Below are 19,168 nucleotides of genomic sequence, written 5' to 3' on the forward strand. Positions count from 1 at the left end.
CAAAAAGGCCTCGCCGAAGCGAGGCCTTTCCACGCCGACTTTACCGGGTTGCATTAGTCATCCCAGTGATGGCGGCGGATCACGACGCCGCGGTCGTAGCCATGGTGGTACCAGCCACGGTGCCAGCCGCGGTCATGATCGTAGAACCGCACGCGCGGACCATCGTAGTAGCGGTGCCCGTAATAGCCGGGGTCGCCGCCGACATAGACGCCGAAACCGCCTGCATTCGCGATGGTCGGGGCACCGATTGCAAGCGTCGCTGCCGCTGCAAGAGCGTAAGTGAGCTTCTTCATCTGTTCCTCCTGTGCATCGTCTGCGCAGGGGCTAACGGCTGCGGCTATCGGGTGTTGCAGGAACCCCGACGAAACTTTGCTGAATAAGAGTTCAGGTTTCACCGTGTGCCGCGAGGTCACAAACTGATTGATGGTGCCGATTTGCAGCTTCGGCGTTCGCGTCGTTCAAACGCTCTTCGAGCCGGTGCTAGAGCATGATCCGGAAAAGTGCGTAGCGGTTTTCCGAAAAGATTATGCTCAAACAAAGTGCTAAGGCGCGATGGACAGTCAACCTAGAGCCATCGCGCTTTAGGCCCGCTTTCCCTCGCGCTGCGCCACGGGCGCCTTTCGCCGCTCTCGCTTTCCTCGGGCGATTTCCGTGGCCAGCGCGTCCAGCTTCGGTTCCCAAAAACCCCTGAACTGGGCGACCCATTCGTTGACGGCCTGGAATCCCGCGGGATCAATCGAGTAAAGCCGCCGCTGCGCCTCCGGCCGAACTCTTGCAAATCCGGCATCCCTCAGGACTTTCAGATGCTGCGATACCGCGGCCTGCGTAATGCCAAACTCGGCGTCGATCGCCTTGACGACATCCCCGGAGGCAATCTCGCCTTGACCGAGTAATTCGAGAATCCGTCGGCGTACCGGATCGGCAAGAACGTCGAAAATATGCATCAGCTCCCCGTGCCTGGATGCGCTACGTCTGGCGGTGGTTCGCCGCGGAAGAATGCGATCGTGCGGTCCGAGCGTTGCCTGGCCGAGGTTGGGTCTTCCCCGCTCGCCACATGCGCAGCACGCCAGCGCTCGCCGCTTTCACCCATGAACTCCTTGCCGTTCGACGAGCCCATCCAGGCCATGGCCGCTGCCTGATCGACCGGAGTTCCGGACACCAGATGCTGCTGGAGCCCGGCGAGCGCAAGGTCCCACCCAATGCCGACGGCACCAGGGCCGAATTGCTTCCAATGGTCCTCGACGACCGCTGTGTGCTCCAGGGTCAATCTAGCTTCCGCACCCACGGCAACCAATCTGACGTCGATCCAGCTAACCGCCCCGCCGAATTCCCAGGTCGCCGCAAAATGGTTCGGCGGCGTGCAGGCCGTGATCGTTCCGCCTGCATTACCCCTAATCTGGTACTTGCCGCCAAGCCTCAGTTCGCCCTCGACGGGGAGAAACCAGCGGGGAATGCGCTCGGCGTTCGTCAATGCGTCCCACAGATCGTCGATATCGGTATCGTAGAGCCGGCTCAGCGTAACCGTGCTCGCGGGCTTGCCGTCTTTTTCGCAGCTTGTGACCGAGCGCGTGACCAGACCGAGGACTTTTGCGACGTCGAATTCCATTTGCATCCTCCCAGTGGATCGCTGGGATGAATATAAGTTTGTGCTTATATAAGTCAATGCTTTGATAAAGAGGGTCGCGGGGCAGCGTGTCGTGGCAGGGCAACGGCACGCGTTCGCAAATCTCGCGATGATCGACTATTACCCCCGATTTGCCCGACTGCAACTGTTTTTCCGAAATTCGGAAAGGTCTGGTCGATAGCCCCCGGCTACTGTGCATGGGGTTGTTTTCGATGTTTTGGTACGGCAGGCCGAACCGGCCCTGCTCTAGGCCCCGCAGATGATCACGCCGTACCAGCCGAGGCCCCGATAGGTCTCGTAGCCGGGCGTGGCGTGGAAGGCGACGAGGGCGCCGGTGCGGTCGTGGTAGAAGCCGGAGCGCTGGCCGTTCGCCGCCAGCGTCAGGCGCTCGCTGAGGATGCCCTGGCCGTCGGAGGCGGCAATGACACGGAAATGCGAGTCGACCAGCAGCACGCGCGCCTTGTCGCTGTCGCCGACACGGACGCCCTGGACGATGGCGCGGGCCTGCGGCTCCCAGTCGAAGTGGATCGCAAGCACGCCAATCGGGGCGCCATGGGCCTGGCCGCCGGCGCGCACGCTGGCGCAATAGGTCGCGACCTGCGCATTGCCCAGCAGCGGCTGGCTTTCGACGTCGCCGGCGACATAGTCGTCTCCGGAGCGCAGTGTCTTCGCCTCGCGAAACCACTCTGTGTTGGCGACGTTCTGGCCGACCACGCGAAACCGGTCGGCGCGGCCATTGGCGATCACATTGCCATCGAGGTCGCAGAGCCAGAGATCGAGATAGACCGTGTAGGCGCCGAGGATGACGGCGAGCCGCTCGGAGGCGTGCGTCACGGCGCCCGCGCTCGGGGACGCCGCGCAATCGACAACGGCCGAATCCGTCGCCCACCAGCGCACGTCGCAGGTGCGCTCATAGAGGTTGCGGTCGATCAGCTCGATGGCGTTGAGCGACATGTCGACCATACGCTCGCCGCGCGAGCGCTGGCTCATGCGCTCGATCGAGGAGACGAGCTCGCCGGTCCGCTTGGTCAATTGGGTCTCGAGTTCGCGCGCGATGGTCTCGACCTGCTGGCCGACGCCGCGCACCTCCTGCGCCACGACAGCGAAGCCCGCGCCTTGCGCGCCGGCGCGCGAGCTCTCGATCAGCGCGTTCAGCGCCAGCATCTTCATCTGGTTGGTGATCTGCTGGATCGACTTGGTCTTGTCGACCGCGATCTGGTTGACCTCGGCGGTCAACCGGTTGATCAGCGCGGAAATATCGGAATCGTCTTCGGCCTCGGGATTGGTGGTTCCGTTCGCAATCGGCCTGGCCTTCAGACCCAGCGCAGCAGACATTCGAGGGGCTTCCCTTGCAATGAGGTCTGATCTGCAAATGACGCGGAACCAAAAATTGCAGATCGAATACGATTCTTTTTCGGGGATTCCACCTAACGCCCGCTTAATTTGCTGTCTTGCGGTCTGCTCAAATGGTAGTCAGCGCGCACAGGAAATCGGCAATCCACCGTTTTGTTCGGCGCGGACATTGCAAACAGCGCAGCATTCCCGCCGAATCCCGTGCGTAGCGACCGCGCGCCGCCGATGTTGGGCGCGAGCCGAGTTAAGCCCAGCGAATCGAACATGACCCCGCCCGCCATAGCCTTGCCCGTCGAAGCGCCCCCGGCGTTTCTCGGCGTTGCGCAGTCCCTGACGGGAAAGCTCTGGCGCGACCGACTGGACGCGCGGGGAGCCGCCAAGGCTCTCGCCATCGTGCAGCGCCATCAATTGCCGGAGCTGCTCGCGCGGGTGCTGGCCGGCCGCGGCGTCGAGATCGACGCGGTCGAGGATTTTCTCGATCCGACCATCCGGAAATTGCTGCCGGACCCCTTTACGGTGACGCAGATGGAGGCGGCCGCGACGCGGATCGCGGATGCGGCGATACGCGGCGAGAAGGTCGCGATCTTTGGCGACTATGACGTCGACGGCGCCACCTCGGCCGCGCTGCTCGCCTGGCACCTGCGTCATTGCGGGCTCGATCCCTTGATCCACATCCCCGACCGGATTTTCGAGGGCTACGGCCCCAACACCGAAGCCGTGCGTGCGCTGGCCGGGAAGGGCGCGACGTTGCTCGTCACCGTCGATTGCGGCACCACCAGCATCGAGCCGCTTGCCGAGGCGCGACGGCTCGGCCTGTCCATCGTCGTGATCGACCATCATCAAGCCGGCACGGAGCTTCCCGAGGTCGATGCGCTCGTCAACCCGAACCGGCTCGATGACATCTCCGGCCTGGGCCATCTCGCCGCCGTCGGGCTCGTGCTGGTGACGCTGGTTGCCGTGAACCGCGAGCTGCGCCAGCGCGGCTTCTGGAGCCGCGAGATGCCCGAGCCCGATCTGCTGGGCATGCTGCATCACGTAGCCCTCGGCACGGTTGCCGACGTCGCGCCGCTGATCGGGCTCAACCGCGCCTTCGTCGCAAAAGGGCTTATCGCCATGCGGCGGCGCGATCATGTCGGTCACACCGCGCTGATGGATGCGGCGCGGCTCAACGGCCCGCCGGAAGCCTGGCATCTCGGTTTCATGCTGGGGCCGCGGATCAACGCGGGCGGCCGCATCGGCCGTGCCGATCTCGGCGTCCGGCTGCTGCTCGAAGGCGATCCCGTCGAGGCCGCGCGCATCGCCGCTGAGCTCGACCGCCTCAACAGCGAGCGCCGCGTCATCGAACAGGCCGCCGAAGCCCAGGCCGAAGCCGAAGCACTGGCGTCGATCGGGCTCGAGGACAAGCTCGGTGTCATCGTCACGGCCTCCGAAGGCTGGCATCCCGGCGTGGTTGGGCTCGTCGCCTCGCGGCTGAAGGAGAAGTTTTCGCGGCCGGCCTTTGCCATTGCGCTGGAGCCCGGCGGCATCGGCACCGGCTCCGGGCGTTCGATTGCCGGCGTCGATCTCGGCAAGGCGGTCCGACAGGCGGTTGCCGACGGAATTTTGCTTAAAGGCGGCGGTCACGCGATGGCGGCGGGAGTCACTCTGCGGAAGGAAAAGCTCGCCGAATTCCGTGCCTATCTGGAAAACGCGCTCGCCCGTGACGTCAGCGAAGCGCGCCACGTCAACGAGCTCTTCATCGACGGCGCGGTCGCCGCGCGCGCGGTGACGCCGGAGCTTGCGACCACGCTCAACCGCGCTGGTCCCTTCGGCAGCGGCAATCCCGAGCCGGTGCTGGCGCTGCCGTCGCACCAGCTCGTCTATGCCGACGAGGTCGGGCAAGCGCATCTGCGCCTGCGCTTCAAGTCCGGCGACGGTGCCATCGTCAACGGCATTGCATTCCGTTCGATCGGTCAGAAACTCGGCAACGCCCTGGTCGCCAATCGCGGCCAGGCCCTGCATGTGGCTGGCTCCCTGTCGCTCGACCGTTTCCAGGGCGCCGAGCGCGTGCAATTGCGCGTCATCGATGTCGCCTTGCCGGATCAGGGCCCATCGGTCATCAGATAGATAGAACAATAACAAAGGGAGTTGAAATGGCAGGGCAGGTTGAAGGCAAGGTCGCGCTCGTGACCGGCGGCGCCTCGGGCATTGGCGAGGCGGTCGTCGAATTGCTGGCGAAGGAGGGCGCGACCGTGATCGCGACCGATGTCGACGAGCTCCGCGGCCCCGAGGTTGTGGCGCGCGTCACCAAGGCCGGCGGCAAGGCGATCTTTCTGGAGCAGGACGTCACCAGCGAGGAACGCTGGGCGGAGATCGCGGCCGAGATCGCCAGGCGCTACGGCAAGCTCGACGTGCTCGTCTCGAATGCCGGCATCGGTATCGCCGTGCCCGATATCGTCAACATGACGCTTGCCGACTGGCGCAAGCAGAACGCGATCAACCTCGACGGCGTGTTTCTCTCGGTCAAGTACTGCCTGCCCCTGATGCGCAGGACGGCCGGCGGCTCCATTATCATGATGTCCTCGCTCGCGGGCCTGCGCGGCGCGGCCGGACTTGCCGGCTACTCCGCGACCAAGGGCGGCGTGCGGCTGTTCGCAAAGTCCATCGCGATGGAATGTGCGGCGGCTGGCGACGGCATCCGCGTCAACTCCGTGCATCCCGGCATCATCGACACCCCGATCTGGGGCAAGATCCCGACGGGCGCGACCGGCGCCGGCCAGAACGCGCCGATCGATCCAGAGGAGCGCGCGAAAATGGCGACGCCGCTCGGCCGCGCCGGCCAGGCCGCGGAGATCGCGAGCGGCGTGCTGTATCTGGCGTCAGATGCCTCGCACTACGTCACCGGCACCGAGCTCGTGATCGACGGCGGCATGAACGCGGGCGCGGTGCCGCGGCGGGCGTGATTTAGGCCGCGCAGCGCGAAGGGCAGGGTGGCGGTCGCAGGGGCTGACGCGGTTGCGTCACCCCTGTACAACGCCGGCGGCTAGCTCAAGAGGTCTTCGCCATGGCGCATAGTCTGTCTCACGCCACTTCATCTGCATCCGCCAAGGCATCGGCGGGCTCGAACCGCCCGGACCTCGCAACGGATGCGATCCGTACCGCACGCGAGGATCTTGCCGCCTGCTTCCGCATGGCCGCGCGCAACGGTTTTGAAGAGGGAATCTGCAATCACTTCTCGGCCGTGGTGCCGGGGCATGACGATCTCTTCCTCGTCAACCCCTATGGCTACGCGTTTCGCGAGCTGACGGCGTCAAAGCTCCTGATCTGCGACTTCCACGGCCACGTGCTCGATGGTGACGGCGTGCCCGAGGCGACCGCGTTCTACATCCACGCCGAAATCCACAAGCGCCTGCCGCGCGCAAAAGTCGCGTTCCATACCCACATGCCGAACGCCACGGCGCTGTCGATGACCGAGGGCGATCCGTTGATCTGGGCAGGCCAGACGGCGCTCAAATTCTACGGCCGCACGGCGGTCGATCGCAATTACAACGGTCTGGCGCTGGACAACCGCGAGGGCGCCCGCATCGCGTCCGCCGTAGGGGACGCCGACATCATCTTCATGAAGCACCACGGCGTGATGGTGCTGGCTCCGACCATCGCCGAAGCATGGGACGATCTCTACTATCTCGAGCGCGCGGCCGAGGTGCAGGTTTTGGCGATGTCGACCGGACGCAAGGTGCTGCCCGTCGATCCCGCGATTGCGGAGGCAACCTACCGGCAGATGCGCGAGGGCGATGCCGAATCCGCGCGGTTGCATCTTGCCGCGATCCGCCGCCAGCTCGATGCCGAGGAGCCGCAGTACCGGCACTGATAATATCCTCGTCATTCCGGGGCGCGCGAAGCGCGAACCCGGAATCCATCGAGCGGCGAGCCAGGGCGGAAAAATGGATTCCGGGCTCGCGCCAAGTGGCGCGCCCCGGAATGACGAAGCGAGTGAGCGGGCCTACGATCCCTGGCGCAGCTTCGCCAGCACCTTCAACCCGCCATAGCCATCGGCGGGCGCTAGTCCCGCCTTCTGCTGAAAGTCCTTGATCGCTTTCATGGTGTCGTTGCCGACGCGGCCGTCGGTGCCGCCGGTGTCGAAGCCGGCCTTGGTCAGGCGTGTCTGCATCTCCTGCACCTCGGCGAGCGTCAGCGCGCGTTCCGAGCCCGGGAAGGGCTGGATGAAGGGCGGCGCGCCCAGGCAGCGGTCGCCGAGATGGCAGATCGCGAGCGCATAGTTCATCGAAGGATTGTAGCTCTTCACCGAATAGAAGTTCGGTCCGAGCAGGAATGTGGGCCCGCCTGCGACCGGCGCCCACATCTGCGCTGAGGCATTCGGTTGCGGAAACGGCTGGCCGTCCGCGCGCACGACGCCGGCCGCCTGCCAGGCGGCATAGGTGCGGCTGCCGCTCATATTGCCGCTCGCGCGCACCTCATAACCCCAATGCTCGCCGCGGTGCCATTTGCCGCGATTGACCAGGTACTTTGCAGTCGCCCCAAGCGCATCGTCGGGCCGGCCGAACGGCGAGACCTTGCCGTCGCCGTCATAGTCGATGCCAACATTGAGCCAGACTTCCGGCATCCATTGCGAATGCCCCATCGCGCCGGCCCAGGAACCGCGCATCTCCTCCGGCGTGCTCCAGCCCTTGTCGACGATCCTGAGCGCGTTGATCAGTTCGGTCTCCCAATAGGCCTTGCGGCGCGGCTCGTTCCAGGCGAGCGCGGCAAGCGAGGGAAAGATCGGCTTCATATGGTTCTGCTGCACCAGCGGATCACCATAGGCCGACTCCACGCCCCACAGCGCCAGCAGCGTGCCGCGCTCGACGCCAAAATCCTTTTCGATGCGCGCGAACAATTGCTCATTGTTCTTGAGCGCGATCTTGCCGTTGATAATGCGCCAGTCGGAGACGCGGCGGTTGATGTACTGCCAGACCTGCTCATTGAATTCCGGCTGGTTGCGGATTTGCTTGAACACGCTCATGTCCGGCTCGACCCGCGCCATCGCGCGCTGCCAGGTCGAAGCCGAAATACCCTTGGCCATGGCGCGGGCGCGAAAGGCTTCGCGCCACTCGTCGAAGCCCGGGGGTGCTGCAGCGAGCGCATGGGTCGGCGAGGCGAGGAGGATGGCTGCGCCGAGCGTGGATTGAAGCAGGGTGCGGCGGGTCGGGCTGTCAGAGGAATCAGGTTGTTTCATGCCGATATCCTAGCCTGAAGCCGCCCCTCGCGCAGGCGCCGGGTTGGCAAATCCTGAAGGCGGATCCGCGGCTTTTGGCCGTTCGATTTACGGAACTTTCGCTACTCCGTGCGCAGGATAGGCCATGCAGGAGCTTTTGGACCTCGTCCGCGCCAATCCCTGGCCCTTCGCCGCGGGTCTGATCGTCGTTGTCGTCGCGATCCTCGCGGAGAATTTTGGCAACGGGGACAAACGCGGCGCGGGCGGCGATTTCGACCTCCCGGATATCGACTGGGGTGGCGGCGACTAGCCGTCCTGCATTTCCGTTGCGATCTTCGAAAGCCAGCGCCTGATGGCGGCTTCGGTCTTGCCATCCAGCCCCGCGCCAAGACGCTCCTCGATGTCCAAGACCCGTTGCCGGCAGCCCCGAAGCAGCGTCGCGCCGTGCGGCGTCAGCGACCATTGCAGGATGCGGCCGTGCACGGGATGGCGCGCCTTGCGGATCGCGCCGTCGCGTTCGAGATTGCGGATGATCACGCCGACGGTCTGCGGCGTCAGGAAGGTGAGGCGGGCGACGTCGGCGCCGGACAGGCCGGGATAGGCCCTGAGCATCGTCAGCACGGCGAATTGCGGCGGCGTGACGCCGAGCTCGGTGAGCGTGCGGTCCATGCTGAGGCGCACCGCGGCCTGCGCCTGACGAAGGAGATAGCCGAGATAGCCTTTTTCGCCGCGCTTGCCTTCGCCGGGTGCGGGCGGACGGGCGGGCAGGCCCGCGGTTCCGCCGTCGGTCCTCGCGGTCCGGGGGCGGCCCGTCGTCCTCTGCATTGCTGCCTTCCGGTTTGGTCGTGGTCTTGTGAGGCCTTCAGCCTTGCGCGACATATCAGAGCTCTTATACGATATCAGTGCTCTTACATAACACGAGGTGAAGGTCGTGTCACACGCCCGCAGCGAATACGAAAACTTCAAGGCGATGGCCCCCGACGTCTACGACGTGGTGCTGGCGCTCGGCCAGTTTGCGGCCAAGGCCGGCCTCGACAAGCAGCTCGTCGAACTCATCAAGCTGCGGGCGTCGCAGATCAACGGCTGCGCCTTCTGCGTCCAGCACCACATCCTGCTATCCGAGCGCATTGGCGTGCCCGTCGACAAGCTCAATCTCGTCGCCGTCTGGCGCGAGGCGCCGATCTTTTCGGCGCGCGAGCGGGCCGCACTGGCCTGGACCGAGGCGCTCACGCATCTGCCCGACGGGGTCAGCGACGAGATCTATGCGGAGGTATCGCGCGAGTTCTCGGAGAAGGAGCTGACCTATCTGACCTCGGCCGTCGCCTCGATTAACGTCTGGAATCGCTTCGGCGCCGCCTTCCGGTGGACGCCGGCAAAGCGGCCGGCTGCCGCCAACGCCGCGGCGTCATAAATCGGCACACGCCGTCAGAACATCATCATTTCCGGGAGGATTTCGGGATGACTTCGGTTGCTACATTCTCCGATACCGCGCGGCCTCGATCGCAGGCGTTTGCCCTTGCCGTCGTGGGAGGGCTGGCCTGCGCGCTGGCCATCGGCAGGGCACTGCCGGCGACCATGGACGCCATTTCCGCTGCGATGGCGCCGGTCTGCGCGTCGGCTGCGGAAGGCTCGCCGCTGGACAAGGTCGAGCCGATCGGCTCCTACGCGCTGCCTAACGTACCCGGCAAGCGCGTCACTATCGTGCGGGTGTTCTACGGTCCCGGCGGTTTTACGCGGCCGCACAAGCATGCGGGGTCCGTGACCGCCTACATCAGCAAGGGCGAGATCCGTTCCCAACTCGGCGGCGGCCCGGTCGAGACCTTCAAGGTCGGCCAGTCGTTCTTCGAGCCGCCCGGTTCGACGCACCTGGTGTCGGCCAATGCCAGCGCGACCGAGCCAGCGGAATTGATCGCCGTGTTCGTGGCGGATGAAGGCGCGCAGCTCACGACGTTTTTGGAGTAATCGCGTGGAAACCGTCCCGGATTGCGCTTCGTTGCATCCGGGCTTCATGCGCGACTGCGCGTCTCAATTCTCCTCGCTGCTGCCTTCGCGCTGGTCCGGCTTGACCACGTCCTCGGGCAGCGCGTGGGCCACCGGCTGCGCGGTTCCTGCGATCTCCGGACCAGTCTCGCGACCGCGGGCGCGGATCAGGCGCTCATAGGCCGAGATCAGCGTGACGTAGGGGCTGACCCAGATCCAGCCGTCACGGGTGAACACCTGCACGTCGAAATGCAGGTGGCGCGACGTACCGGCGGGGTGATCCATATAGTTGGATACCAGACCGATCCGCTCGCCCTCGGCGACGGTACGGCCATTGACGAGGCCGTCGGCGTTCATCGCCGACGGGTTCATGTGCATGTAGCGGAAGCGGATGTGCTCGGTGCGGCTGTTGACCTGCAGCGTGGCGGCCTGGTCCTTTGATCCGCGGATCACGGTGGCGTCGCGCACGGCGACCACGCCCTGCTGCTTGGGATCGCAGCGATCGCTGCCCTCGCTGCCGGGCGGACATTCGCCGGCGACGATATCCTCACCCTGGTGGCCGTAGCCGCCACCGCACTGCCAAACCTCAAAACTGCGGGACTCGCAAAAGTTGTCGCGCCAGACGTAGCCGCGCGTCGGCGCCTCCGATTTGTCGCGCTTGGCGTAGGACTGCGAGCGGACGATGGCGGGAAATTTCTCCAGCGGAAACCGGATCTGCGAATAGGCAATGACGTCGGCATGGCCGTTCTGCTTGCGATAGCCGGAATTCGGAATGATGTCACCGCTCGGCCGATAAGTGAATTCGGCCGATCGCTCGGGCGGCCGATCCGTGACATCGGGGGCGACATCCCGCAGCGGACGCATCCGCGATCCGCCGGCAACCCGCAGCGCCCTCAGGAAGCGTTCGGCGACCGGATAGGCCTCCTTGCAGGCGAGCCGCCGCGGTTTGGCGACGCTGTCGAGGCACTGGATCGAGACAACATAGGCAACGCCGAAGCGCGTGAAGGCGTAGCGCACATAGCCTTCGCGGATGAACCTGCGGATATCGGGATATTGGGCGCTGACCGCTTTGACCGGCTCGCCCTTGCCGCCCGTGGGATCGGCGATGTCATAGATGAGCGCCGAGCCCGTGATCTGCACCTCGACCGGCTTTGCGAAGACGCGCGAGGGCATGCCGTCGCCGGCGCCGGGCTCGAACGAGAAGCTCGCGCTGTAGCCGGCCGGGCCGGCGTCGAACATGTCGACGGGATTGAAGTCTGCCTGATATCGGGCAATCGACAGGCTCGATGGCGCGCCGCTGCGCTGCGCGTCCAGATAGGCCGCGGCGTCGAACGGCAGCAGCACCGGAACGGAGCTGCGCGCGATCCCCCTGAAGAATTGCGAGGTGACCCCGTTGAGCTGAAGCAGCGCCGGCATTGCTCGCGGATCGAAGCGGGAGACCGTTCGACGCGGCACGAAGACGAAATCACCCGCAACCATCGGGCGCGTGTTGATCTCCGTGCGCAACTGGTCGATCGCCGCGCGCCACTCGATGCGGGGTGCAGTGAGGGAGGGCGAGTGGAATTCGTCGGCGGCGACGGGATAGCTTGCGAGTAGCGACAGCAAGGCCAAGGCTCGCCAGACGAAGCGGTTGGCCTTCCTGCTCACTGTCGCCCCCCGGCGTCTCTGGTTGCCCCAGTCCCTCTATTAGCCGATCGCTTAGTCCTTGGCGCGCTCGGAGTAGGAGCCGTCTTCGGTCATCACCACGATGCGGGTGCCGACCGAGATGTGCGGTGGCACGGTGGTGCGCACGCCGTTGGAGAGCACGGCGGGCTTGTAGGAGGAGGAGGCGGTCTGGCCCTTGGTCACCGGCTCGGTCTCGACCACTTCCAGCGTCACGCGCTGCGGCAGCGCGAGCGACACCACGTTGACGTCGTGCGTCGACAGCTTGACGGTCATGTCCGGTTGAAGATACGCGGCGGCGTCGCCGACCACGTCCTTGGAGACCTGGACCTGGTCGTAGGTCTCGGGGTTCATGAAGTGGAAGCCGTCGCCGTCTTCATACAGGAAGGTGTAGTTGCGCTCTTCGATCGTGGCCTTCTCGACCTGGTCGGTGGTTTTGTAGCGCTCGGAGATCTTTACCCCGTCGCTGATTCGGCGCATTTCGATCTGGCTGACCGGGGTGCCCTTGCCGGGATGGATGTTCTCGGCGCTCACGACGACATAGAGCTTGCCGTCTTGCTCGATCACGTTGCCCTTGCGAATAGAACTGGCGATGACTCTCAAAGCTATAATTCCTGCTTGCCTGACCCGGCTTCGGCCAGGGCATGGACGTGTTGATGGGGGACTTCGGGACCGGTCTCGGGCCCCGATTGGGACCCTGGCGGCCGCTTCGGGCCGCAACATACTGATTTTGCCGGTGGATGCCAGCGTTTTGCACAGTCTTGGGACGGCCGGTTAATGGCTGGGGACAAGCCCATTTCGCCGTTCTGGTCGCCCAGCCGGCATGTCGACCGACGCCCGTTTCTCCAGGCCAGGGGCGCCATTGCGGCCGCCGTCCGGGGCTTTTTCGCCGAGCAGGGGTTTGTCGAGGTGGAAACCTCGGTCCTCCAGGTCTCCCCCGGTAACGAAACCCATCTGCACGCCCCGCGGACCGAGCTTTTGCGGCCCGACGGCAGCCGGGCCACGCGCTATTTGCGGACATCGCCGGAATTCGCCTGCAAGAAGCTGCTTGCGGCCGGTGAGCCCAAGATCTTTGAGCTGGCCCGGGTGTTTCGCGACCGGGAGCGCGGTGACCTGCATCTGCCCGAATTCACCATGCTGGAATGGTACCGGGCGGGCGCCCCCTACGACGCCATCATGGCCGACTGCATCGTGGTGATCGCCCATGCCGCGCAGGCGACCGGGATCGGGACGTTCTCGTTCCGGGGGCGCACCGCCGACCCCTTTGCCGAGCCGGAGCTTCTGACGGTCGGCTACGCCTTCGAGCAGTTCGCCGGGATCGACCTGCTGGCGACAATTCATGGTGGCGAGGGCGACCGCGCTGCGCTCGCGGCCGCCGCCGCCGGGAAAGTCCGGGTGGCCGATGACGACACCTGGTCCGACATCTTCAGCAAGGTGCTGGTCGAGCATGTCGAACCGAGGCTGGGGCAGGGGCGTTTGACCATCCTGTTCGAATACCCATCTCCAGAGGCGGCGCTGGCGCGGGTCAAGGCCGACGATCCCCGCGTCGCCGAGCGGTTTGAGGTCTATGCCTGCGGCGTCGAGCTTGCTAACGGCTTTGGCGAGCTGACGGATGCGCCGGAGCAGCGCCGCCGTTTCGCCGCAGCGATGGAGGAAAAGCAGCGCCGCTACGGCGAGGCCTATCCGCTCGACGAGGACTTTTTGGCCGCGGTCGGTGAAATGCCCGAGGCCAGCGGGGTCGCGCTCGGCTTCGACCGGTTGGTGATGCTGGCGAGCGGCGCATCCAGGATCGATCAGGTGGTGTGGACGCCGCCTGCAAATGAAACGTTAAGTGAGATATGACGAAGACCAACCTTGCACGCACCTTGCGCGAGCCGGCCGAGCTTGTGGCGCAGCGACTTGCGCCGGCATCGGAACTGGCCGCGCTCGAGCGCGTCGCATCGCGCTATGCGGTCGCGATCACACCTGCGCTGGTCGAGATCATCGACACGTCGGATGCCAATGACCCGATCGCACGCCAGTTCGTTCCTGACGCCGCGGAGCTCGACGTGCAGCCCGGCGAGTCGGCGGACCCGATCGGCGATCACCCGCATTCGCCGGTGCCGGGCATCGTGCATCGCTATCCCGACCGCGTGCTGTTCAAGCTCGTTCATGTCTGCGCGGTCTATTGCCGCTTCTGCTTCCGCCGCGAGATGGTCGGCCCCGGCAAGGAGAACGCTCTGTCGGACGACGCTTATCGTGCCGCGATCGACTACATCCGCACGCATAGCGAGATCTGGGAGGTCATCCTGACCGGCGGCGATCCCTTGATGCTGTCGCCGCGGCGGCTCAGCGAGATCATGGCCGATCTCGCCGGCATCGATCACGTCAAGATCATCCGCCTCCACACCCGTGTGCCCGTGGCCGATCCCGCGCGCATCACCGATGAGATGGTTGCAGCGCTGAAGGTGAAGGGTGCGACGACCTGGGTCGCACTGCATGCCAACCACGCAAGGGAACTGGCGGAAGGCGCCCGTGCCGCCTGTGCGCGTCTTGTCGACGCCGGCATTCCCATGGTGAGCCAGTCCGTGCTGCTGCGCGGCGTCAATGACGACATCGCGGCCCTGTCGGATTTGATGCGTGCTTTCGTCGAATGCCGCATCAAGCCCTATTACCTGCATCACGGTGATCTCGCACCAGGCACCGCGCATCTGCGCACGACTCTCGCCGCCGGGCAGGACTTGATGCGCCAGTTGCGCGGCCGGGTGTCGGGACTCTGCCAGCCCGACTATGTCATCGACATTCCCGGCGGCGCCGGAAAGTCGCCGGTTGGCCCGACTTACGTCGCGGCGGTGCAAAATACCGCACCCGGTGACCGTGATCGGAATATGGAAACGCGCTATCGTATCGTCGATTATTGCGGCGACGTTCATCTCTATCCGCCCGAGACGTAAGGGCATGATGAGGGACAACGTCAGCCCAGGGAATGGAGGAGCAGAATGAAAAGCATCGTCGTGGCACTGTCGCTCCTAATGATGTTCGGCGGTGTCGCCATCGCGCAGAGCGGTGGCAGCAAGGGAGGGACATCGGGGCAATCTGCGGGCTCGGTGCCGCCGGCGCCGGTCGGTCATCGCCAGCCCCGCGCCTCCGACGTGCCGAGCGAGAAGAACCTGGGCGACCCCAATGATCCCCTGAGCAAGGAGAACATGGCGCTCGACAAGAAGATCAAGAGCATCTGCCGCGGCTGCTGAAGCCGCGTATACCGGTCAGCGGGCAGGGCGCGACAGCTCGCCCCGCCCGCGACAGCTCCGCTTAAGCCGAACGTTCGTGCAGGCCCGTGCGTTGCGCTTGCCGCCTTGCTTGCACGGCTCCCGCAAGCTCCTTCAGGACCGTCGCCGTGGTCGCCCAGTCGATGCAGCCGTCGGTGATGCTCTGGCCGTAGGTCAGCGCGGTTCCCGGCACCACGTCCTGGCGGCCCGCCACCAGATTGCTCTCGATCATCACACCCATGATGTGCTGCTCACCCGCGGCGATCTGGCCGGCGATGTCGGCCGTGACCTTGGGTTGGTTTTCCGGCTTCTTGCTGGAATTGGCGTGGCTTGCATCCACCATCAGTCGCTGGCCGACGTTCGCCTTCGCGAGGTCGGCACAGGCCGCAGCGACGCTCGCGGCGTCGTAGTTCGGCTTGCTGCCGCCGCGCAGGATGATGTGGCAGTCCTCGTTGCCCGCGGTGGAGGCGATCGCCGAACGCCCGCGCTTGGTCACCGCCATGAAGTGATGCGGATGCGAGGCCGACTTCACCGCATCGGCTGCGATGCGAACATTGCCGTCGGTGCCGTTCTTGAAGCCGACCGGGCAGGACAGTCCCGACGCCAGCTCGCGATGGATCTGGCTCTCGGTGGTGCGCGCGCCGATCGCAGCCCAGGAGACGAGGTCGGCGATATATTGCGGCGTCGTCATGTCCAGGAATTCGGTTCCCGCCGGCAGGCCGAGATTGTTGACAGCCGAGAGCACGTTGCGCGCGAGTCGCAGGCCCTTGTTGATGTCGAAGCTACCATCGAGATCGGGGTCGTTAATGAGGCCCTTCCAGCCCACGGTCGTGCGCGGCTTCTCGAAATAGACCCGCATCACGATCTCGAGCTCGTCGGCGAGATCCTCGCGCAGGCTTGCGAGCCGCTCGGCGTAGTCGATGGCGGCCTTCGGATCATGGACCGAGCAGGGGCCGACCACGACCAGCAGCCGATCGTCCTGGCCGTTGCGGATGGCGTGGATAGCGTTGCGTGCCGCCATCACCACGCGCGTGGCGGTGAGGGTGCGCGGGATCTCCCGCATCACCTCTTCAGGCGTACTCAGCTCTTTCAGTTCGCGGATACGAAGATCGTCGGTCGTGCTCAGCACGGCGGGCTCCTGTCTTTTGAGAACCTGCCGGCCAATAAAAAAGCCGCCAGGTCTGGCGGCTGTTTCGGACTGTTTGCTGCAATGTATCAGATTGAGCGCGATCCTCCTGCCGCCAGCGAGCTGTCGTAGCTAAAGTACCAAAAATAGCTGGTGACGAGGTTGATCATGGGCGGGCTCTATAGCGCAGCCCTCTGGCCTTGTCACCCCCAAATCGGGGTGAACGACGACGTGGGCCGTCAAGTGTTGCTATTTCGCGCCGCCATGGCGATGCCGATCAGCGCGGCGCCGCCGAACAGCAGGTTGATACCGACGAGGATGCCGATGGCCCATTCGGCCGAGCTCGGCAGCCCCGTGATGACCAAGAACGAGATCAAAATGTCGACGAGGCCGGAGATCACGAGCCAGGACGCGCGACTGGTCAATTCGCGGCGATGCTCCAGCGCGTACATGATAGTGGCGACGCCTTCGGCGAGAAAATAGGCGCCGACGACGATGGTCAGCGTCAGCACGGCCTGAGCCGGGCGCGCCAGCAGGATCATGCCTGCGAGTACGGCGAGCGCCGCCGAGATCAGCGACCACCAGAAACCCGGCACGTTGCGCGCCCAGAAGGTGACGATGAGGCCCCCGATACCGCTGATCAAGAACATCCAGCCGAGAAAGATCGTGACGGCGAGGCTCGCGAGCGGCGGCAGGATCAGCGCGGCGATGCCGAGAATGGCAAGCAAGATGCCTTCGAACAGAAACGCCTTCCAGTTCTGCTTGACCGCGCGGTTCATGGCGGACTGCAGGGAAGGAAAATCCTCGGGAGAAGTCATTGAGGTCTCCTGGCACCGGCGTCTTGCACGCGTCGCTCATGTAGTGAGTGCGCGCCGCGATAGCTATCCCGGCGAGGCCCCCGGTGCTGACGAAAAGCCTTCCGCCGTGGTGCGGATGCGGTTGCGGCCGAGAACGTAGATCGCCGTTGTGACAACCAATAGGGCGATGCCGAGCAGGATCGAGGTGAGACCGATCGGGATGAGCACCAGCGTCACATTGCGGTCGGGATTGGTCAGCCAGTGATGGATCGAAGTCAGCACGAAGGCGAGGCCGACGAAGCCGACGCCGCCGCCGGCGAGCAGCAGTGCCCACATGCGGCGGAGTTGGCTCAGCCGCTCGCGCGCGACGTCGGTGCGCGGCGCGTGATGGCGCGCGACCCGCCGCACCAGGCGGATGGCAAATCCGATCGAGCTGAAGCCGATCAGCAGGCTGGCCGCGCCGAGCCACATCCGCACCGTGGGATCGAGATCCGGCATCCGCTGCAGTGTGAGCAATGGAAAATCGAAGGCAGAATGCAGCGCGACCGGGCCTGCCAGGATCAGCAGCCGGCTGGACAGGCGCGCCCAATCGCGATTGTGACGGTTGGCCCCCAGCGCCGTGCCGGCGCGGGCGATCGTGAGGTAAGCGCCGGCGATGATGCCGAGCGCACCATGGAAGGGCACGGTCAGCACGCTGCGCAAGGCGGCGAGCGAGCGCCACATGTCGGCGTGCTGCACGAGATAGGCGAGGTTCTCGTAGGCCGCGAAACCCAGGCCGACGGCGGCGCCATAGACCACCGTGTCCATGGGATTGGAAAAGGTCCGCCGCTTGGTCGAGGAGATCAGCACGATGGCGAGCACCTTGACCGCTTCCTCCGGCAGCGCGACGCCGAAGATCGAATGCATGGCAAGCGCGGTCCAGGGATTGTCGGGGGCCGCGACCATCTTGGCGAAGGGCGCGCGGGCGAGACCCAGCACGGAGATGCTGGCTGCGCCGAGCAGGAAAGCCGTCCAGACCTGGGCCGGCGGTCCGGGGCGCTCCTCGGCCGCGATCACGAGCCAGAGCAGCAACAGCGCCGGTGCGATGGCCGCGGTTCCGATGACGGTGGGGAGCGCTTCGAGGAGGTGCATCACGGCGGAGAATAGGTTCCCTTGGTCGGCTTATCCACTTCCGTCGATGCGACGATCTGTCGTGTCAGGGCCATGGCGTTCAGCAGCCGCGGCAGATGCCGTTGATGCGCGCTCGCACCACGGCATCCTCGGCGTCGGGCGGCTCCGCGTATTTGTCGGAGAACTTCTCGGAATCGACCTTCGACTTCTGTGGCGGCGGTGCCGACCTCTGACGCTTGGCAGCCTGTGCCGGCGGCGTCTCATTGTTGTAGCAGGAGAGCTGAGCGGTGGGGTCGGTGATCACGCGGCAGTCCTGGGTCTGGGCTGCGGCGGTGCTACTCGAGGCTGCAACGAAAAGCATGAGCGCAATCAATCGCATGAACGATCCTGTTCGAAGATCACGGCAACAATCGCGGCCGCGTGCGGCAGGTCGCGATTAGCGAGGTAAATCAAGGGAATATGAAGGTTTCTTCGCTTCACGATGCACGTATTCCCGCCGCAAGTCCATAAGCGAAATCGAGGTCGCGGGTGGGCAGACCGGTGTTCGCCATCGACCTCCTGCTGAAGCCGGCTCGAATCGGTGCCTCGACGGTCGCGTTGACCGCTAGCAGGTTGGTTTGACCGGCGATGGCGTTGATACCTTCGCCGATTCCGGTTGATTCCATCAGCCGGGGGAAACGCTAGGAGGAGGGCTGTTTATCGCGGGTTAATGCAACTCGATCACATTCGCATCGCTGTATGCGTCGAAGGAATGCAATTGCGCGTCGGGCGAAATATCGAACGCGCCGAGATGGAATTCATCGCCGATCACATCGCCGGTCCCGGCGTGCCCGAGCAATGTGAAGGCGGCGCGCGGATATTGCTTCCAGATCTCGAGGTCGCCGTCGGTGATCGTCAGCCAGCCGAACTTGAACATGTAGCGGCCGGGCTCGGTGACCCGGCCAACCCGGTCCCAGGTGATCTTGTTGACAGCCATCCCCAGTCTCCGATCGCACGCGAGCAATGACAGCGAGGGCCGCGCACAAGGCACGGTCGGACAAATCTGGCTCCGCAATTTGGGCCAAGAGATGGCGG

22 protein-coding genes are annotated in these 19,168 nt (G+C 65.0%); 9 read left to right on the forward strand and 13 right to left on the reverse strand.

Annotated features, from left to right (window positions below; genetic code table 11):
* Positions 1–53: 53 nt before the first annotated feature.
* The 4 genes from JQ632_RS16210 to JQ632_RS16225 form a co-directional block, all read right to left on the reverse strand.
* Positions 54–293: a hypothetical protein gene (locus tag JQ632_RS16210; protein WP_212403577.1), complete on the reverse strand. Its 240-nt coding sequence runs from the start codon at positions 291–293 to the stop codon at positions 54–56.
* 288 nt (positions 294–581) lie between these two features.
* Entirely contained in the window at positions 582–944 is a 363-nt protein-coding gene (locus JQ632_RS16215; protein WP_212403578.1) for a helix-turn-helix transcriptional regulator, read from the reverse strand.
* Positions 944–1,606 (reverse strand): SRPBCC family protein, encoded by a 663-nt coding sequence (locus JQ632_RS16220; protein ID WP_212403579.1) that lies wholly within the window; start codon positions 1,604–1,606, stop codon positions 944–946. Before JQ632_RS16220 ends, JQ632_RS16215 begins: the two co-directional genes overlap by 1 nt.
* A gap of 264 nt (positions 1,607–1,870) precedes the next feature.
* Positions 1,871–2,959 (reverse strand): methyl-accepting chemotaxis protein, encoded by a 1,089-nt coding sequence (locus JQ632_RS16225; protein ID WP_212403580.1) that lies wholly within the window; start codon positions 2,957–2,959, stop codon positions 1,871–1,873.
* A 282-nt stretch (positions 2,960–3,241) separates the two neighbouring features.
* Here JQ632_RS16225 and recJ point away from each other — a divergent pair, with 282 nt between their 5' ends.
* The 3 genes from recJ to JQ632_RS16240 all read left to right on the forward strand — a co-directional run bounded on the left by recJ (position 3,242) and on the right by JQ632_RS16240 (position 6,827).
* Positions 3,242–5,083, forward strand: a complete 1,842-nt coding sequence (gene recJ, locus JQ632_RS16230; RefSeq protein ID WP_212403581.1) for a single-stranded-DNA-specific exonuclease RecJ — start codon at positions 3,242–3,244, stop codon at positions 5,081–5,083.
* 26 nt (positions 5,084–5,109) lie between these two features.
* A complete protein-coding gene (locus JQ632_RS16235; protein ID WP_212403582.1) occupies positions 5,110–5,919 on the forward strand; it encodes an SDR family NAD(P)-dependent oxidoreductase in 810 nt (269 codons plus the stop codon).
* 101 nt (positions 5,920–6,020) lie between these two features.
* A complete protein-coding gene (locus tag JQ632_RS16240; protein WP_212403583.1) occupies positions 6,021–6,827 on the forward strand; it encodes an aldolase in 807 nt (268 codons plus the stop codon).
* A 132-nt stretch (positions 6,828–6,959) separates the two neighbouring features.
* Here the strand turns inward: JQ632_RS16240 and JQ632_RS16245 are convergent, their stop codons facing one another.
* Positions 6,960–8,192 (reverse strand): lytic murein transglycosylase, encoded by a 1,233-nt coding sequence (locus JQ632_RS16245; protein WP_212403584.1) that lies wholly within the window; start codon positions 8,190–8,192, stop codon positions 6,960–6,962.
* Between the two features lie 124 nt (positions 8,193–8,316).
* Between JQ632_RS16245 and JQ632_RS16250 the strand changes: the two genes are divergently transcribed.
* Positions 8,317–8,481 (forward strand): hypothetical protein, encoded by a 165-nt coding sequence (locus JQ632_RS16250; RefSeq protein WP_212403585.1) that lies wholly within the window; start codon positions 8,317–8,319, stop codon positions 8,479–8,481.
* On the opposite strand, the gene JQ632_RS16255 is transcribed toward JQ632_RS16250, so the two are convergent.
* Positions 8,478–8,996 carry a MarR family winged helix-turn-helix transcriptional regulator gene (locus JQ632_RS16255; RefSeq protein WP_249152072.1) on the reverse strand — a complete coding sequence of 173 codons (519 nt, stop codon included), beginning with the start codon at positions 8,994–8,996 and terminating at the stop codon, positions 8,478–8,480. The two genes, JQ632_RS16250 and JQ632_RS16255, sit on opposite strands and share 4 nt — an antisense overlap.
* 106 nt (positions 8,997–9,102) lie before the next feature.
* Between JQ632_RS16255 and JQ632_RS16260 the strand changes: the two genes are divergently transcribed.
* Together JQ632_RS16260 and JQ632_RS16265 are read left to right on the forward strand one after the other, a co-directional pair.
* Complete coding sequence (locus tag JQ632_RS16260) at positions 9,103–9,582, forward strand: carboxymuconolactone decarboxylase family protein (protein WP_212403587.1); 480 nt, start codon at positions 9,103–9,105, stop codon at positions 9,580–9,582.
* Between the two features lie 47 nt (positions 9,583–9,629).
* Entirely contained in the window at positions 9,630–10,133 is a 504-nt protein-coding gene (locus tag JQ632_RS16265; RefSeq protein ID WP_212403588.1) for a cupin domain-containing protein, read from the forward strand.
* A 63-nt stretch (positions 10,134–10,196) separates the two neighbouring features.
* Here JQ632_RS16265 and JQ632_RS16270 read toward each other — a convergent pair whose 3' ends face one another.
* The gene (locus JQ632_RS16270) at positions 10,197–11,798 is read right to left on the reverse strand and encodes a M23 family peptidase (RefSeq protein ID WP_212403589.1); all 1,602 of its coding nucleotides are present in this window, start codon (positions 11,796–11,798) and stop codon (positions 10,197–10,199) included.
* A gap of 51 nt (positions 11,799–11,849) precedes the next feature.
* The gene (efp, locus tag JQ632_RS16275) at positions 11,850–12,416 is read right to left on the reverse strand and encodes an elongation factor P (RefSeq protein WP_027557928.1); all 567 of its coding nucleotides are present in this window, start codon (positions 12,414–12,416) and stop codon (positions 11,850–11,852) included.
* Between the two features lie 174 nt (positions 12,417–12,590).
* Between efp and epmA the strand changes: the two genes are divergently transcribed.
* From epmA to JQ632_RS16290, 3 genes are read left to right on the forward strand one after another with little or no spacing between them, the layout of a single operon-like run.
* Positions 12,591–13,655, forward strand: a complete 1,065-nt coding sequence (epmA, locus tag JQ632_RS16280) for an EF-P lysine aminoacylase EpmA (RefSeq protein WP_212403590.1) — start codon at positions 12,591–12,593, stop codon at positions 13,653–13,655.
* A complete protein-coding gene (locus tag JQ632_RS16285) occupies positions 13,652–14,746 on the forward strand; it encodes a lysine-2,3-aminomutase-like protein (RefSeq protein WP_212403591.1) in 1,095 nt (364 codons plus the stop codon). Before epmA ends, JQ632_RS16285 begins: the two co-directional genes overlap by 4 nt.
* A 45-nt stretch (positions 14,747–14,791) precedes the next feature.
* Positions 14,792–15,043, forward strand: coding sequence for a hypothetical protein (locus JQ632_RS16290; protein WP_212403592.1), 252 nt, complete (start codon positions 14,792–14,794; stop codon positions 15,041–15,043).
* 61 nt (positions 15,044–15,104) lie between these two features.
* On the opposite strand, the gene JQ632_RS16295 is transcribed toward JQ632_RS16290, so the two are convergent.
* The 5 genes from JQ632_RS16295 to JQ632_RS16315 form a co-directional block, all read right to left on the reverse strand.
* Positions 15,105–16,190, reverse strand: a complete 1,086-nt coding sequence (locus tag JQ632_RS16295; protein ID WP_212403593.1) for a 3-deoxy-7-phosphoheptulonate synthase — start codon at positions 16,188–16,190, stop codon at positions 15,105–15,107.
* Positions 16,191–16,426: 236 nt separating this feature from the next.
* The gene (locus JQ632_RS16300) at positions 16,427–17,005 is read right to left on the reverse strand and encodes an HdeD family acid-resistance protein (protein WP_212403594.1); all 579 of its coding nucleotides are present in this window, start codon (positions 17,003–17,005) and stop codon (positions 16,427–16,429) included.
* Between the two features lie 63 nt (positions 17,006–17,068).
* Positions 17,069–18,115, reverse strand: a complete 1,047-nt coding sequence (locus tag JQ632_RS16305) for a PrsW family intramembrane metalloprotease (protein ID WP_212403625.1) — start codon at positions 18,113–18,115, stop codon at positions 17,069–17,071.
* Between the two features lie 79 nt (positions 18,116–18,194).
* A complete protein-coding gene (locus tag JQ632_RS16310) occupies positions 18,195–18,455 on the reverse strand; it encodes a hypothetical protein (protein ID WP_212403595.1) in 261 nt (86 codons plus the stop codon).
* Between the two features lie 345 nt (positions 18,456–18,800).
* Positions 18,801–19,070 (reverse strand): hypothetical protein, encoded by a 270-nt coding sequence (locus tag JQ632_RS16315; RefSeq protein WP_212403596.1) that lies wholly within the window; start codon positions 19,068–19,070, stop codon positions 18,801–18,803.
* Positions 19,071–19,168: the final 98 nt, after the last annotated feature.

It is taken from the genome of Bradyrhizobium liaoningense, from assembly GCF_018130955.1.
Taxonomy (GTDB): Bacteria; Pseudomonadota; Alphaproteobacteria; order Rhizobiales; family Xanthobacteraceae; genus Bradyrhizobium; species Bradyrhizobium liaoningense_C.